The organism is Pedobacter sp. AK013 (assembly GCF_014205835.1).
Lineage (GTDB): Bacteria > Bacteroidota > Bacteroidia > Sphingobacteriales > Sphingobacteriaceae > Pedobacter.
The window spans coordinates 28,852-45,235 of the sequence record NZ_JACHCQ010000042.1; the positions used below are offsets into that span (position 1 = coordinate 28,852).

The 16,384-nt window shown below is 36.8% G+C and carries 13 protein-coding genes; 9 read left to right on the forward strand and 4 right to left on the reverse strand.

Annotation, left to right across the window (positions count from 1 at the left end; all coding sequences use genetic code 11):
* Positions 1-3 precede the first annotated feature (3 nt).
* Genes HDC90_RS22015 through HDC90_RS22025 form a run of 3 tightly spaced genes read left to right on the forward strand, consistent with a single transcriptional unit; the run spans position 4 to position 4,192 of the window.
* On the forward strand, positions 4-2,007 hold the full coding sequence (locus HDC90_RS22015) for a DUF3857 domain-containing protein (RefSeq protein ID WP_184470271.1): 2,004 nt from the start codon (positions 4-6) through the stop codon (positions 2,005-2,007).
* Entirely contained in the window at positions 2,007-3,902 is a 1,896-nt protein-coding gene (locus HDC90_RS22020; RefSeq protein ID WP_184470273.1) for a DUF3857 domain-containing protein, read from the forward strand. The genes HDC90_RS22015 and HDC90_RS22020 overlap by 1 nt, the downstream gene beginning before the upstream one ends.
* A gap of 8 nt (positions 3,903-3,910) precedes the next feature.
* Positions 3,911-4,192, forward strand: a complete 282-nt coding sequence (locus tag HDC90_RS22025) for a pyrimidine/purine nucleoside phosphorylase (protein ID WP_184470275.1) — start codon at positions 3,911-3,913, stop codon at positions 4,190-4,192.
* Between the two features lie 110 nt (positions 4,193-4,302).
* Here the strand turns inward: HDC90_RS22025 and HDC90_RS22030 are convergent, their stop codons facing one another.
* Complete coding sequence (locus tag HDC90_RS22030; protein ID WP_184470277.1) at positions 4,303-5,586, reverse strand: pitrilysin family protein; 1,284 nt, start codon at positions 5,584-5,586, stop codon at positions 4,303-4,305.
* Positions 5,579-6,823: a pitrilysin family protein gene (locus tag HDC90_RS22035; RefSeq protein ID WP_184470279.1), complete on the reverse strand. Its 1,245-nt coding sequence runs from the start codon at positions 6,821-6,823 to the stop codon at positions 5,579-5,581. The genes HDC90_RS22030 and HDC90_RS22035 overlap by 8 nt, the downstream gene beginning before the upstream one ends.
* Positions 6,824-7,058: 235 nt before the next feature.
* On the opposite strand from HDC90_RS22035, the gene HDC90_RS22040 reads away from it, so the two are divergent.
* Positions 7,059-8,183 carry a CofH family radical SAM protein gene (locus tag HDC90_RS22040; RefSeq protein ID WP_184470281.1) on the forward strand — a complete coding sequence of 375 codons (1,125 nt, stop codon included), beginning with the start codon at positions 7,059-7,061 and terminating at the stop codon, positions 8,181-8,183.
* Positions 8,184-8,446: 263 nt separating this feature from the next.
* Here the strand turns inward: HDC90_RS22040 and HDC90_RS22045 are convergent, their stop codons facing one another.
* Together HDC90_RS22045 and HDC90_RS22050 are read right to left on the reverse strand one after the other, a co-directional pair.
* Positions 8,447-9,337 (reverse strand): ferritin-like domain-containing protein, encoded by an 891-nt coding sequence (locus HDC90_RS22045; protein WP_184470283.1) that lies wholly within the window; start codon positions 9,335-9,337, stop codon positions 8,447-8,449.
* Positions 9,338-9,356: 19 nt separating this feature from the next.
* Positions 9,357-10,091, reverse strand: coding sequence for a ferritin-like domain-containing protein (locus tag HDC90_RS22050; protein WP_184470285.1), 735 nt, complete (start codon positions 10,089-10,091; stop codon positions 9,357-9,359).
* Between the two features lie 125 nt (positions 10,092-10,216).
* Between HDC90_RS22050 and HDC90_RS22055 the strand changes: the two genes are divergently transcribed.
* The 5 genes from HDC90_RS22055 to HDC90_RS22075 all read left to right on the forward strand — a co-directional run bounded on the left by HDC90_RS22055 (position 10,217) and on the right by HDC90_RS22075 (position 16,286).
* Positions 10,217-11,002 carry a LytTR family DNA-binding domain-containing protein gene (locus HDC90_RS22055; protein ID WP_184470287.1) on the forward strand — a complete coding sequence of 262 codons (786 nt, stop codon included), beginning with the start codon at positions 10,217-10,219 and terminating at the stop codon, positions 11,000-11,002.
* Positions 10,992-13,997 (forward strand): sensor histidine kinase, encoded by a 3,006-nt coding sequence (locus tag HDC90_RS22060; RefSeq protein ID WP_184470289.1) that lies wholly within the window; start codon positions 10,992-10,994, stop codon positions 13,995-13,997. Before HDC90_RS22055 ends, HDC90_RS22060 begins: the two co-directional genes overlap by 11 nt.
* A gap of 251 nt (positions 13,998-14,248) precedes the next feature.
* Positions 14,249-14,815, forward strand: a complete 567-nt coding sequence (scpB, locus tag HDC90_RS22065; protein ID WP_184470290.1) for an SMC-Scp complex subunit ScpB — start codon at positions 14,249-14,251, stop codon at positions 14,813-14,815.
* Positions 14,816-14,903: 88 nt separating this feature from the next.
* On the forward strand, positions 14,904-15,095 hold the full coding sequence (locus HDC90_RS22070; RefSeq protein ID WP_057935224.1) for a hypothetical protein: 192 nt from the start codon (positions 14,904-14,906) through the stop codon (positions 15,093-15,095).
* Between the two features lie 72 nt (positions 15,096-15,167).
* Positions 15,168-16,286, forward strand: a complete 1,119-nt coding sequence (locus tag HDC90_RS22075) for a GNAT family N-acetyltransferase (RefSeq protein WP_184470292.1) — start codon at positions 15,168-15,170, stop codon at positions 16,284-16,286.
* Positions 16,287-16,384: the final 98 nt, after the last annotated feature.

Genomic DNA, 16,384 nt, shown 5'->3' on the forward strand with positions numbered 1-16,384 from the left:
TAAATGCAGAAAAATGCTCTCAAATTTCTGACTTTAATGCTATGCATTGGAGTTAGAACCCTTTATGCCCAAACTACTCAACCTGTAAAAAGAGAATTCAAGTTTGGTAAAATTGTACCGACAGAATTCGAAGTAAAAGCATCTGGGCCGGACTCTTCTGCCTCAGCAATTAAACTGTTCGATGTTGGTGACTGTTATTTCGAATACAACTCCACTGGAGGATTTATTTATGTATTTGAACGACATATCCGTTACAAAATCTTAAACAAAAATGGTTACGATCTGGCTAATTTCCAGGTAGAACTTTACAGAAATGGTAACTCAGCAAAAGAGGATCTCAGTTTTATGGATGCTGCAACCTATAATATGGTTGATGGCAAAATGGTTACCAGTAAACTGAATAAGGATGCCAAGTTTACCGAAGAGTTTAACAAAAATTATGTAATCAAAAAATTTGCATTACCTAATGTTAAAGAGGGATCGATTATCGAGTTTAAATATAAAATTAGATCAGATTTTACATTTACACTCCGCGGGTGGAAATTCCAATCAAGTATTCCGACATTATGGTCTGAGTACAACGTTAAAATTCCGGAATACTTTATATACAAAACCAATACGAGTGGATACTACCAAATTGAGCATCCAGTTCATGAAACTGCAACTGCATCCTATATTCCAGGCTTAAGTTCTAATGCAGCTTACGACAAATATTGCGCGGCAAATGTACCGGCCTTAAAAGAGGAGCCATATGTAACTACTATGGATGATTATACCCCTAAAATTGAATTTGAACTTAGGGGCACCCAATTTCCCGGCGCAATGTATCAAGACTTTAATGGCTCGTGGCCAAAAATCATCAATGGGTTGGCAGAAGACGAAAACTTTGGTGGTTTTATTAACAAAAACAGTTATGCCAAATCTGTACTGCCGGGCATTCTAAAAGGAGAGAAAGATACCCTTGCTGCAGTGAAACTCATTTTCAACTATGTTAAAAACAACTTAAAATGGAATAAACAATATTCGAAGTATGCTAACGAAACCAATCCAAAAAGCATTTTCGAAAAGAAAACAGGTTCATCTGCGGATATTAACCTCGCTTTATTGAGTTTATTAAAAGAAGCTAAAATTGAGGCCTTTCCTGTTCTGATCAGCACAAGGGAAAATGGCGAACACCCAGGTTATCCGGTTGTATCGGCATTCAATAATGTAATTGGTGTTACACAGATCGGAAATACACTTTATTTCCTTGATGCTACAGATAGAGATCTTCCCGCAGGCATGTTAGATTATGAAAATCTGAGTCACCAGGGCTTTTACATGGATTTAAAAAGTTTTAATGGAAAGTGGCTTTCTACAGAACCAAGTGTATCGAGCGAAAAGGTTTTTGTTTACAATATGACGCTTGATAAAGACCATAAATTAACCGGAAAGATTAACCAATATTCAAAAGGTTATGCAGCGTTAAATCTTCGAAACAAGTATAGAAAAACAAATAACGAGACTGAGTTTATTAAAAATTTCAAAAAAGATAAAGCCGGGCTTGAAATCTCGACATATAAGATCGACAATTTGGATAATCTCGACGAGTTATTAACAGAAAATATGGACGTTGTGATTGAAGATAATGTAGAAGAAGCTGGGAATCTGGTGTATTTTACGCCTCTTCTCTTCGAAAGAACTAAAGAAAATTTATTTAAACTGGAGCAACGAAAATTCCCGGTCGATTTTGCTTATCCATTCAAAGAAAGCTATCGCATTACAGTGAACTTCCCAGATGATTACGAAATAGACAAACTTCCTAAAGGAGGTATTTACAAACTTCCGGAAGACAACGGAACCTTTACCATTAATTATGTGACCGAAGGTAAAACTCTAATGGTGAAAAGTATCATTAATGTAAGTAAATCGCTTTATACGCCTGAAGAATATTTCGATTTAAAAGAATTATTTAAAACGGTTGTAGAAAAACAGGCCGAACAGATCGTATTTAAAAAGAAAGTATAATGAAATACTATTTAAGCTTGGCGCTTGCCCTTGTAAGTATTAATAGTGCGTTAGCACAGATGGATTACGATGTAGCAAAGATCCCTGAAAACCTGAAAAAAGATGCTATTGTTGTAATTAGAAACGAAGAATCTTTTTTTGATGTTAAGGGTTTAGGTGAGGCAAAAATGGATTATAAAGTGGCGATAACCATTTTAAACAAGGCTGGCGAAGAATATGGTGAAATGGCTAAAGTTTACGATAAGTTTAGCAGTATATACAACATTAGGGCTACCCTTTACGATGCAGCAGGAAAAAAAGTAAAAGATTATAAAAGTTCAGACATCAAAGACCAAAGCCTGATTTCGGATTTTTCTATCTTCGAAGACAATAGGCTTAAACTCTTGAAATTTGTAAGTATAACTTATCCCTACACAATAGAGTACAGCTATAGTCAGGACTATAACGGATTGCTTTCTTTTCCTTCGTGGCACGACCTGAAAGGTTTTGGAGTATCAGTAGAAAAATCGGCTTACACTATCCAGAAGGCAAAAAGCTATAAAATGAGGTACATTACGAGTTCGAATTTACAGACCGACTCAGTAATTAATGGAGAAAAGATACAGTACAAATGGAAAAGTGCCAATGTTGCAGCAGTTGCTGAAGAACCTCTAAGTACAGGTATTGATAACATTTCTGCATGGGTAAAAGCCTCACCTAATCAGTTTGAATATGATGGTTCGACAGGTAATTTCGATAACTGGAAAAATTTCGGTTCATGGCTTTTCACCTTAAATCAGGGAGGAAATAAACTTCCTGAAACAACCAAATTAATGGTACAGAATTTAATCAAAGATGCCAAGACGCCAAAAGAGAAGATCAGAATTTTGTATAACCATTTGCAACAAAACACCCGTTATGTAAGTGTTCAATTGGGCATTGGTGGTTTTAGACCTATTTTAGCAGAAAAGGTTGCACAGGTAAATTACGGCGATTGTAAAGCGCTTTCTAATTATATGAAGGCCTTACTAAACGAAGCGGGAATTGCCTCAAATTTAATTGTCATCGGAAATGATATGCCTAGTTTAAACCCGAATTACTCGAGTATGGGGCAGGCAAACCACATGATTTTATGTGTTCCGTTAGCAAAAGATACCACATTTTTAGAGTGTACCAGCCAATATAAACCAATGGGGTTTATCGGCTATAGCAACTCTGACCGCAATGTATTGATGGTTACTGAAGGTGGAGGGAAAATAGTGCATACCCCTGCTTATAATGCCAAAGAAAATTATCAGGTCAGAAAAACCAAAATTACATTAGCTGAAGACGCCACGGCAAGCGCTGAGATAAAATCTACTTATGGCAACGCGCAGTTTGAAGAAAATTTTTCGATGACATTGATGGAACCTGTTGATCTCAGAAAAAAAATAATAGAAGAGAGTCCCATTTCAGTGGCTGAGCTCATTAGCTATAAGTATACACAACCAGATAAAACAGTGCCTGTGCTTACCGAAGAGATTAACTTTAAAACCAATACATTGTTAACCAAAGGTGGAGATAAACTGTTTTTGGTGGTAAACCAGGTTAACCGCCGTGAGAGCGTTCCACTTAAAGTAGAAGCAAGAAAAACATACTTTGCTGTTCCCTTTAGTTATAATGATGATGATGAAATTAGTTATATCTTACCAAAAGGCTATAATGTAGAGTTTATTCCAAAAGATATTGTAATTAACTCTGAGTTTGGATCGTACACAGCGAAATTTAGCGTTAAGGATAATATGATTGTTTATAATAGAACACAAACGATGAACGATAAAAAGTATCCACCAGAAAAATATGGTGAATATGTAGACTTTTACAAAAAGATTTACCAGGCTGATAAACAAAAAGCAGTTTTAGCGAAAACTTTATAAATTAGCACATGATTACTGAAAACCAATATTTTGATGGCAACGTTAAATCGTTAGGCTATGAAACCGCTGAAGGAAAATCGACTATCGGCATTATAAATCCAGGGGAATATACTTTTGGAACTGCTCAGAAAGAAATTATGCATGTTATAGAAGGCGAACTAACAGCTCTTTTACCAAATACTATAGATTGGCAAAGCATTAAAGCAGGCAGCACTTTCGAAGTTCCTGCAAATTCATCTTTCAAAGTAAAAGCTACTGTACAAACGGCATATTTATGCCAGTATAGATAGATTTATATCAAGGTCATCATCTCAACTGAAACGCAGTGGAATGGAGAGATCTATCCCGATAGATTTCTCGACTTCGTTGCACTCCGCTCGAAATGACGACCTCTAGGCGCTTAATTTACACTTATTTTTTTTCCGATCACCACTTCTGTAAAATGATCGGTTCTAAGGTATTTATTGGCCAAAACAAGTAATTCTTCGGCAGTTATAGTCTTCACCTTCTCTATATATTTTGTATAGTAATCGTAATCCAAGCCTGCAAAATAAATGTTCTTGAATTTATCGGCATGAGAAAAAACATTCTCCAAACTGCCCAACATTGATCCGAGCATATAGTTCCGAACCAGGTTCAGTTCTTCTTCCCCTACTGGTTCATTTTTCAAGATCTCTATCTCTTTATAAATCTCAGTTAAAGCAGCCGAACATACATCAGCACCAACTTCGGTAGCAATAAAAAGATAACCTGCCTGCTGCAGCGAAGAAATTCCGGAGCCAATTCCGTAGGTATAACCTTTATCTTCGCGGATGTTGTTCATTAAACGTGAACCAAAATACCCACCTAAAACAGTATTTAAAATCTGAAGTCCAGAGAAATCCTCATGTTTACGGTTTATGGCCAATTGGCCTATGCGGATAGCTGATTGTAATGCCTCTGGTTTTTCGGTATAAACAAACTGTTTTGTTGTTAAAGTAAAACTGAAGCTATTCTTTACTGCATCGCTTTTTTCCCAATCACGGCCAAAAGCTTTGTTTAAAAGATTAAACCCAGTATCATCAAACTTACCAGATATCACAATGGTACAATTATTAGGAGCATAGGCAGCTTTAAAATAATCAACCAGATCCTCACGTTGCAAGGCATCATAATGTTCTGCTTTAATATTTACCCCATAGGCCGTATCGCCAAATAAAGCATGGGCAAATTCCTTTCTCGAAAGGATATCATTTTTCTTCAGGTTTACCTGTAACTTTTGTTTTTGATTTTGGATGTAAATATCGAGCTCGTGCTGTGGAAACTGACTTTCAGATAAAACATCTTTCACAATGGGCAATACCGAATGTAAATGTTTATTTAAAGTATACAGCGTAACCGATGATTGATCCTGGGCATATTCTGTCTGGAAAAATGCACCATAAAAATCAATTTGTTCAGCTATCTCTTTTGCCGATAATTTATTCGTTCCGTTATTGATTAATGCGCTTACCGCAATAGCCTGTAATGGTTTTTCGAGTTTCCAGTTTACGTTATCAAAAATAAATTCGATACGTACCAGATCCTGTTCTCCAGAGTAAATAGTAAAAACGGGTACACCATTATCTAGGACTTTTTTTTCAGGCTGGATAAAATTTATTGTAGATACCTGCTTAAAATCAGGCGCTTGTTGTCTGTTAAGCATTTTCTTCAGTTAGGTAATATAAAGTAGATGATGATGTATGGTTAAAAGTTTCGTTAGATATCCTTTTGATATCTGCTGCCCCTACTTTTAAAAATTCTTCGGTTTCCCGGTTAAATATAGCAGCATCGCCCAATAATTCGTAATAAGCCAGGTTCATTGCTTTATCGAGCAGGCTCATCTCAGAAAAAACAAGTACCGATTCTACTTTGTTTTTTACTTTGGTTAATTCAGTTTCAGAAACCAGCTCGGCCTTTAATTTTTCCAGTTCAACCCAGATTGCCTTTTCTGCCGTTTCGATGGTTACACCTTCTACCAATTTACCTTCAACAATAAATAAACCCGGATCTAAACTGTTAGAAATATAGGCGTTGATATCGCTAAAAAGTTTCTGTTCCTTTAGCAGGCTATTGTACAAGCGCGAAGACTGTCCCCGTGATAAAATATCCGATAATAAATCAAAGGCATAATAATCCCGATCTAATCGTCCTGGCATTTTAAAAGCCATATAAATTGCATTTAAGGGTACATTAGCTTTAACCGTTTCTGTTCTGGCTTCGGTTTGAGGGGCTTCCTGTACCAAATTGCGGTGATATTTATCTCCTGCCGGAATAGGTTCGAACCATTTTTCGGCGAGTTTTTTCACGTCTTCAGTTTTTACATTGCCACCTACTACTAAAATTGCATTTTGTGGGGTATAATGTTTCTTAAAAAATGCTTTCACATCATCCATTGTCGCATTTTCGATATGCGAAAGTTCTTTACCGATAGTTGCCCAGCGGTAAGCGTGCTTTTTATAAGCCAGCGGACGCAACTTTAACCAAACATCACCATAAGGCTGATTAAGATAACGTTGCTTAAATTCCTCGCTTACCACATTTCGCTGGGTATCTAAGCTTTTTTCAGAGAAAGCCAGGCTCAGCATACGGTCGCTCTCCAGCCAAAATGCAGTTTCTATATTTTCTGCAGGCAATGTGATGTAATAATTAGTGATGTCGTTGCTTGTAAAAGCGTTATTCTCACCTCCTACACGTTGCAGAGGTTCGTCATAATTAGGGATGTTTACCGATCCGCCGAACATCAGATGTTCAAATAGGTGTGCGAAACCCGTTTTTTCTGGGTCCTCATCACGGGCACCCACATCATATAAAATATTTAAAACAGCCATTGGCGTAGTAGCATCTTCATGCACCAAAACTTTTAAGCCATTGGCTAGTGTAAAACGATTAAAATCTACCATATTTATTTTTAGAACCGTAAAGATATTGTTTTAAGGGAAATTGGAACATGGAAAATGATGGAGAATGTAAAATGGCAAATGACGGACAAATAAATGATGTTGGATGAAAACGGATGATGTAATTCTCCGTCCAATGTAATTCGCCAACTGTTCTCTACTCCGCATGCTCTACTTTTTTTACAAAGCTTAAACCTTATACCTTCAACCTTCCCTCCCTTTTCATTATCTTTGTACTATGAATACAGCCGATTTACTACAACGGGCATTACATTTTGATTTTTTAAACCTCGAAGAAGGTGTACATTTATATCACAATGCAGATACTGCATCTTTAATGTTTGTAGCCAATGAGCTAAGAAAAATCCAAGTGCCCAGTGGCAAAGTAACCTGGCAGATAGACCGTAATGTAAACACCACTAATGTTTGTATTGCCAACTGTAAATTCTGTAATTTCTTTCGCAGGCCTGGGCATGATGAAAGTTATATTACTGATATCGAAACCTATAAGGTAAAGATTGAAGAGACTTTCCGCTTAGGTGGAGATCAATTATTATTACAGGGTGGCCACCACCCCGATTTAGGTTTAGCATTTTATGCTGACTTATTCAGAAAATTAAAAGAATTATATCCTGATTTAAAATTGCATGCTTTAGGCCCACCAGAAATTGCACACGTTGCAAAGCTGGAAGGCATGACGCATACCGAGGTGTTAAAAGCATTAAAGGAAGCTGGCATGGATTCTCTTCCAGGTGCTGGTGCAGAAATTTTAAACGATCGTGTAAGGCGTTTAATCTCGAAAGGTAAATGTGGCGGACAAGAATGGCTTGATGTAATGCGTGCATGCCACCAATTAGACATCACTACTTCGGCAACGATGATGTTTGGCCATGTGGAAACTATAGAAGAACGTTTTGAACATCTGGTTTGGATCCGCCAGGTACAGAGCGAAAAACCTGCCGATGCAAACGGATTTTTAGCCTTTATCCCTTGGCCTTTTCAGGATGATGGTACTTTATTAAAAAGGCTCCGTGGCATCAGTAACACGGTAACTGCCGATGAATATATCCGTATGATTGCGTTGAGCCGTATCATGCTGCCAAATATTAAAAACATTCAGGCCAGTTGGTTAACCGTTGGAAAAACCACCGCTCAGCTTTGTTTACATGCTGGAGCAAATGATTTTGGATCGATTATGATTGAAGAAAACGTGGTATCGGCTGCAGGTGCACCACACCGTTTTACGGCGAACGGCATTCAGCAATCTATTAAAGCAGCAGGCTTTGAACCTCAGTTACGCGGACAAAAATATAACTACAGAGATTTGCCTGAGCATTTAGAAGAACAGGTGATCACCTATTAAATGATATAACAAGGAAGAATTGAGACGGATAATGAAAGGATCAGTGACCAACTTACAATGATCAATAGCAACAGGTTTACTAGCAGTTAATTCTTTATTCCATAATGCAGGCAGAAGAAAAGACATGCTTATTTCCTTATCGATCCTAAAAATCTCATAATCTTGAAAATTCTAATCAAAAAAGGGAAGTAGAATCAAAGCTCTACTCCCCTACCTTAAACTAAACATTACCTAATCAATAATGTCAACATTTTAGAGTACGGTTATAGTTTTTTACCGTCTCTTAAAAATAAGTTGGCTATGGTAACTACACTAGCTTTATCTAAAGGTTCATCAAAACTTTCTACAGCAGCTGCTTTGGTAATGCCTGCATTACCACCAATACCTACAATATTTGCCCCAGCCTGTACAGTTAAATCCTCACCGGCATAAACAGCATCAACAGCTGCAACACCTGAGTCATTTGCTTGTCCGGAAACACCAAGGCTAACCCATGGTTTATAAACGGCAGAACCTGCAGCAGTACGCATTTGACGAATATGAGATGCATGGCGGGCTTCTACTGAGTGGATTTGCAAAGCTGTTTGTAACACGCCAGGGCTAACCAATAGGTTTCCTGCCTGCCCTTTATATGCCCTTACTCCCGTATCTTCAAAGCCTTGAGCTACCGCTAAAAAGGTATTATAATCAGAATATACGGCAGCAAATGTCCCACCTGCTCTAAAATCTGTGTCGGCATAAGCAATTGGTGCGCGGGCAGAACTACCCAAAGCACCTACCAACAAATCAACGTGTGCTTTTTCGTGATCGCGAATGGTCGTGATGGCAGCTTGGCTGGCCGCGTTAGGAAAATTAAAAGTCACATCAATTACTGCCGATCCAGGAGTTTTTCCTACAATACAGTGATTATAAAAATGATATTCTAAATACTCTAATGATAGTGCAAAGTTTAATACATCAACAACTCCTGATGGCAAAGTAGATTGTCCATAAGCTTTTTGAAACATGGAGCCCAAAGCTAAAGGCATTGCAGCTAATGAAATTTTCTTTCCTATGTTGAAAAAGCTTTTCATCGCGGCTCTTCTCGGATTTAATCTCTCATAGATTTCACCGTCAACTTTTTCAATTTCTTCTAATATATTTACGATATTCATGATTTTCTGATTTTAAAAATTAAAGATTGATTACATTAATTTTGGTTTTGATGTATTTCTGAGCAGCAGCCAAAACTTTATCTGGTGTTAAAGCGGCATCCAATCCAGCTGAGTTATTGGCTCCCAATGAAGCAAGACTATTAAGGTCTGCAAATGATCCGTTTGAAATCAAATCACGAACATAGGCCGCATGACGGGCTTCAACTGAAACAATCTTACCGGCTAATAACAAATAAGTTCCGTTTTTAATTCTTGGCCCTGCTCCGTTATAAGCAGAAACACCTAAATCTTCAAAAGCCATAGCGGCAGCCAAAACGCTAGCTTCGCTGGTAAAATCAATTGATGAAAAATCTACCTCTAAACTTCCAATTGCAGCTGTACTTAAAGCAGCTTTAAAAAACTCCCTGTGGGCAATTTCATGAAACTGGATATCCTGAAAATATGCTTTCTTTGCTGCAGCATTAGTACCAGTAAACTGAGTATTGCTATTCGCAACCTGTATGTAAAATGCAGCTTCTAATTGCTCTAAAGCATAAGCATAATTTAACACACCGAAATCATCTTTAAAATCTAACGTTACACCACCCATAACCGGATTGTCGTAACCACGATCTTTTCTGCAACCGGCAGCTACCAAAGCAATACCTGCAGCGCCTGCACCTGCGTACTGAAGAAAAGATCTTCTGCCTACAGTTTTGTCAAATAAACTTTCTTCCTGAAGTTCACTTTTTGTTTCTAGTTCATTGTTTTTCATACTCATCTAATGTTTAGTGGTTTTGAATTCGTTTGATGATACATACGTGACAATCAGAACACTGGTTTTTTTGATTTGCATTTTTTTTTATAAGCGCATTTTAATACATTCACCAACCTATAGTTATGACGACATTAAAAGCCATTATTGTTGATGATGAGGAATTTGCCCGATCATCATTGTTTTTTTTACTGCAACAGAACTGCCCGCAGGTAGAAATTACTGGTATTGCAAGATCTGTAACGGAGGCAAAAGATATTTTGGCACACCACCCTATTGATTTAATCTTTTTGGATATAGCCATGCCTGGAGGCAACGGCTTTGAACTGATTCCTGACGCACAAAAACACAATGCCGCCGTTATATTTACCACTGCTTACGATCAATATGCATTAAAAGCGATTAAGGCAAATGCATTGGATTATTTGTTAAAGCCAATTGATATTGATGAACTTAAAATAGCTGTAGATAAGGTTTTTCAGCACATTAAACGCTTTAGAGGTCAGAATGAAAACGACGAAAGAATCAATAATCTGGCATCAAGTTTAAGTTCGAAATCGGAAATAAGGAAGCTTACACTCCCTTATGGCCAGGGTTTTAAAATGATTGATATTGACGATATTATATATATTGAAGCAGATAGTAATTATTCTATTGTACACTTAAACAACCACGATAAAATAACGGTTTCGAAAGTTTTACGGGAATTTGAAGAGCTTTTGCCGGGCGACCAATTTGTACGGATCCATAAGTCGAGCATTATCAACCTCAACCACTTAAAAGAATATAATTCTAAAAACGGGCTTCAGGTTTTCTTAAAAAATGGAGAAAGCATTAATATTTCGAGACGAAGAGCAAGCGATTTTTTTGAAAAAATAAAGTTATTTACAAAGGCAAACAGTGACCATTAAACTACGCATAAAAGCGCTTTTATTTGCTCAAAAAGCAATTCTGAGGTTAAACTTCGGCCGTGCTTTTATTGCTTTTTTATTCGGGATCATTGTACTTGGCACACCAGAAACACTGCTCGCCCAAACCACTTATCTCCCTCATTATAATACTAAAAGCGGGCTCGCCAGCAATAACTGTTATTACATTTTACAAGATAAAAAAGGTTTTATATGGATCGCCACCGATAATGGATTGAGCCGTTTTGACGGCACAAATTTTCAGAATTTCACCATAGAAGACGGACTTCCAGATACCCAAATCCTTCAGATGAAGGAAGATAAAGAGGGACGATTGTGGTTTTTCGCCCTGAATGGTCAGCTGAGTTACTTAAAAGAAGGAAAATTTTATAACCAGGATAACGATGAACTACTTAAAAAACTAAACTTTAATACTGTAATTGTTTCCTTTTTAGTAGATAAATCGGGCCGGATCTGGCTTGGAACAAATGCCAACCTGATTGTTTGCTGGGATGGTAAAACCATCAAAAAATATATTTCTCCTAATTTAACCGATAAATTTATCAATGCCTTTATCCACGAGGATGAGCAAGGTAATATATTTGCGTACAGCGACTTAAGCGTACAGAAATTTAATGGAAAAACTTTTTCCATAATCAGCTCAAAAGTGCAGCCCCTTTCGTACATGACTGCTGCGAACAGTAGCCACAGATCTTTATTTTACCTAGACAGTGGGGGCTTAAAACAATATAGGCATGGAAGCATCAACGACCTCATCCCTATCCCTCAGAATCTGATCAAGAACATGTCGGGATATTTTTATTACGACGTTACAACCAAAGAAGTTTGGTTATCGAATGCCAATGGCGCCTTTGTACTCGATAAAAGTGGAAAAACAGTGCAATATCTTCAGGATATTTCGGTTAATCAGGTCATCAAGGATAATAACCAAAATATGTGGTTTGCCACCAATCAGGGAATTTACATGCTTCCTAATGCGAATAACCGGTTATCGATTATCGATGCAGAATCTGGTCTGAGTAGCAACGTAATCAAAAGCATTACCAAAGACGGGAAAAACCGCCTGTGGCTGGGTACAGATGATGCTGTAATTGACGTATTAACCATCAACAATTATCAGGTTGATGAAATTGGGTTAGATGATTTTAAGAAATACAAAACCATTAAACAGATTACTTTCGACCCAAAAGACCAATCTATATATTTTGCTTCCGATTATGGAATGGGTGTTTTCAAAAATATTTATAACAGCAGTAATGAGGTAAGTTATTTGAAGGAATCTAATAACTCGATGTTCGTAATTAAACACTTTAGCTTGGGTGAAAATAACAATCACCTTGCCCTAGCCTTATCATCGGGTGTTGTTTTCTTATCAGACAGAAGAAACAAATTTGAGTTTAATGCTGCAAAGTACCGCGAAAAAGAAGATTTTTTTAAAGATAGATCTTATCATGTTTTTTATGACCGGGAAGGCAATTTGTGGTTTTCGAATATTAATGGACTTTCTCAATTTTCGAAAGGGAAACTAATTAAACACTACGAAAATCATCCCCTACTTACCAAAAGGATAAACGACATTCAACAGCTTGCCGATGGTACATTAATTTTAGCTACTGACGGCTATGGTTTAATTTTTTATAAGAACGATCAGATTACCAGGCAGATTACCCAAAAAGATGGCCTAACCAATAATATCTGCACCAAAATATTTGTAAAAAACAATGAAATATGGGTATTAACCAATAAAGGTGTTAACAAAATAGCCGATTATCCCAGTCAACCCACCGTAGCTAATTTCGACTATGGTAAAGATCTTTTAAGTGATGATATCAACAGTTTGTTCATTGATGATAGCACTGCCTATTTTGCAACAAACAAAGGCCTAATCTTATTTAAATACAATAATAAAAACATCGTTAGGAATCTTCCTAAGGTGTACGTTACTTCTATTATTAAAGACAACGAACGTTTACCGGTTGATCAAGACAATTTTACTTTCGAAACTGGTAACAATACCATTCTGTTTACCTTTAGTGCAGTCGATTTTACAACCAGCGATATTACCTATCGTTACCGTCTAAATGAAAATTCAGCGTGGGTAGAAACCCGTACCAGGCGATTGGATTTTTCCTCGCTACAATCAGGCGATTATGTATTTGAAGTAAATGCAAAAAGCCAAAATGGGAATTGGGGCGAATCGGCAAAAATCGCATTTACCATTAAAAAGCATTTTTGGCAAAGCCTATGGTTTTTATCTATTTTAATATTGTTAGTTGCTTATATCTTTTACAAGGTAGCCGTTTACATTACCCGCAAGCAAAAAGATAAGGAGCAAGCACAATTGTTATTAAAAAACAAAGTACTCATGTTGGAGCAGCAGGCTTTGCAGGCGATGATGAATCCACACTTTGTATTTAATGTGATGAACTCCATTCAGCATTATATAAATACGCAGAATACAGCTTCAGCCAATAAAGTTTTAACGGGATTTGCCAGGTTGATCAGAAAAAACCTGGAAATCTGTACAAAGAGCTATATATCACTTGAAGAAGAACTAGAATACCTAAACCTGTATCTGAAACTGGAGAAGAACCGCTTTGGTAATAAATTAGCCTATATTTTTAATGTGGATGAAGATATCGACAAAGAAGAAACCTTTATCCCATCTATGTTGCTGCAACCCTACGTAGAAAATGCAATATGGCATGGCATTATGCCAAAAGAAACTGGTGGCGAAATTCTGATCAACATTAAACTGAAAGATAAATTCTATCTTAACATCGAAATTATTGATGATGGGATTGGAATAGATAACTCCTTAAAGAATAAAAAGGAAACACATATTAGTAAAGGCATGCAGCTAACCAAAGAAAGATTGCACCTTTTAGGTCAGATTGGAGCAAAACCTATACACTTAAATGTTAGGCAGAATGCCACAAATGGTACAACGGTATCCATTTCTATACCGTTAAAATAGAGAATTTACCGTTTACTCAATTATTAATACCACTCACTAAATAGAATCTTGATCCAACCTCGTTTAGCCTTAAACTTGTGTTAGCAATAAACGATAGTGTTTATCAAAGACGTTCTTATAGAATTGATATAGATATTTAATAACCTAACCTAAAACTATATCTTAATTCAGGTTTCATTTGTGTGTTGAAAGCGGTCTTGTTTTTAAAAGCGAGACCGCTTTTTTTATGATCAAAAATTCTATTTTTGTATATGCCCAATCACAACATCACCAGGCACATCGAAGCCCTTGTATTTTCTTCCAGCCAAAGCATAGGTACACAAGAAATTATACTTGCCTTAAATGCAGTTTTCAATGAAGAATTTACCGAAGCTCAAGTATTCGATAGCATAGAGCAGATTAAGGAAAAATATAGCCATGATGATTTAGCTATCGAATTGGTATTCTTAAACAATGGTTATCAGTTTCTCACCAAAAAAGATTACCATGAAACGGTTAACCAGCTTCAGTTACATCGCTCAAAGAAAAAACTAAGTCAGGCCGCTATGGAAACACTGGCCATTATTGCTTACCGCCAGCCCATTACTAAACTAGAAATTGAACAGATAAGAGGTGTAAATTCAGACTATTCAGTGCAACGCCTATTGGAAAAAGAGCTAATCAGTATCGATGGAAAAGCAGAAACTCCCGGCCGACCTATCCTGTACAGCACCAGTACATTATTTATGGATTATTTTGGCTTAAATAACCTAAACCAGCTTCCTCAGTTAAAAGATATCGTAAAAGAGGAAAATGCGGTAGGAGAAAATGTGGAATAAAATAAATTAATTAATTTACTTCCAGGTTGTTATTAAAAAAAGTTTTTTTGTATTTTTAAACTATAAAAGCAATTTTTATTTTTGTGTTATGAAAGCGCCAAAGAAACTCCCAACTAAGCCGACTACTAAGAAACAGGTAGACGAAGATGATGATCTTGAAGATGACGATATTCAAACAACAAAAAAGAAGCCTCAAGATGATGACGATGATGATTTTGATATGCCATTAGATGATCTTGATAATTTCGATAATTTCGACGATGACGACGACGATTATTAATATTTAAAAAGCATATATTTGAAGAAGCATCCGACCGCTTGGTAGGATGCTTTTTAATTTTAAAATCTGCCCATGCAAGTTATATCCGTAAGCAATTCATCATTAAAAAAAGACTTTCTAGACACCCCAAAAATCCTGTATAAAAACGATAAAAACTGGATCTGTCCGTTGGATAGTGAAGTAGAAAATGTTTTTAATCCTAAAAAAAACACCTTTTTTGCGCATGGAAAATGTACGCGCTGGGTTTTAAAAGACGATGCAGGAAAACTGATTGGCCGTGTAGCAGCTTTTATAAATGAGAAAAAAGCTTACCATTACGACCAGCCAACCGGCGGGATGGGTTTTTTTGAATGTATTGATGATGAAAAAGCGGCCTTTCTTTTATTCGATACAGCTAAAAACTGGTTAACCGAAAATGGGATGAAAGCAATGGACGGTCCGATTAATTTTGGCGAAAATGATAGCTTCTGGGGCCTACTGGTTGAAGGCTTCACTCCACCATCGTTTGGTATGAACTATAACTTTCCATACTACCAGAAATTTTTCGAGAAATATGGCTTTGTTACGGAATATGAGCAATTAACCAATCATATTAACCTTACTATTCCTTTTCCGGAGCGCTTTACCAAAATTGCCAACTGGGTAAGAAATAAACCGGGTTATACTTTCGAGTATTTCAGCAAAGCCAATTCCAGTAAATACATTAATGATTTAATGGAAATTTACAATGATGGCTGGCAAAATTTTGAAAACTTTGTTCCTATTAAAAAAGAAACCCTCGAAGAGAGCTTTAAAAGTATGGAGCCCATTATGGATGAACATTTGATCCAGTTTGCATACTTTAATGGCGAACCAGCATCATTTGTAGTATTGATTCCTGATGCAAACCAGATGATTAAAGGTTTTGATGGAAAACTGGGTTTAATCGAAAAATTAAAGTTTGCTTACCGCCGCTGGGTGGGGGTTACGCGCATGCGGGCCATTGTGATGGGTACTAAACCTAAATTCCAGAAACATGGCTTAGAATCAGTTCTTTTTATCCGTTTGGGAGAATATGTATTACCTAAAAACCAGTACAAAGAACTCGAATTAAGTTGGGTAGGCGATTTTAATGAACAGATGATTGCCATACATAAAGCTACGGGCGCAACTTTCGGCAAAAAGCACCTCACTATGCGGAAAATCTTTTAAACCAAATCGTCATTGCTGTAAAGGTTTAGTAATTCGGTAACAGAATTAGCTTTGTAAATAGCTAATTATGATTTATGCGAATAAACACTAATGACCTT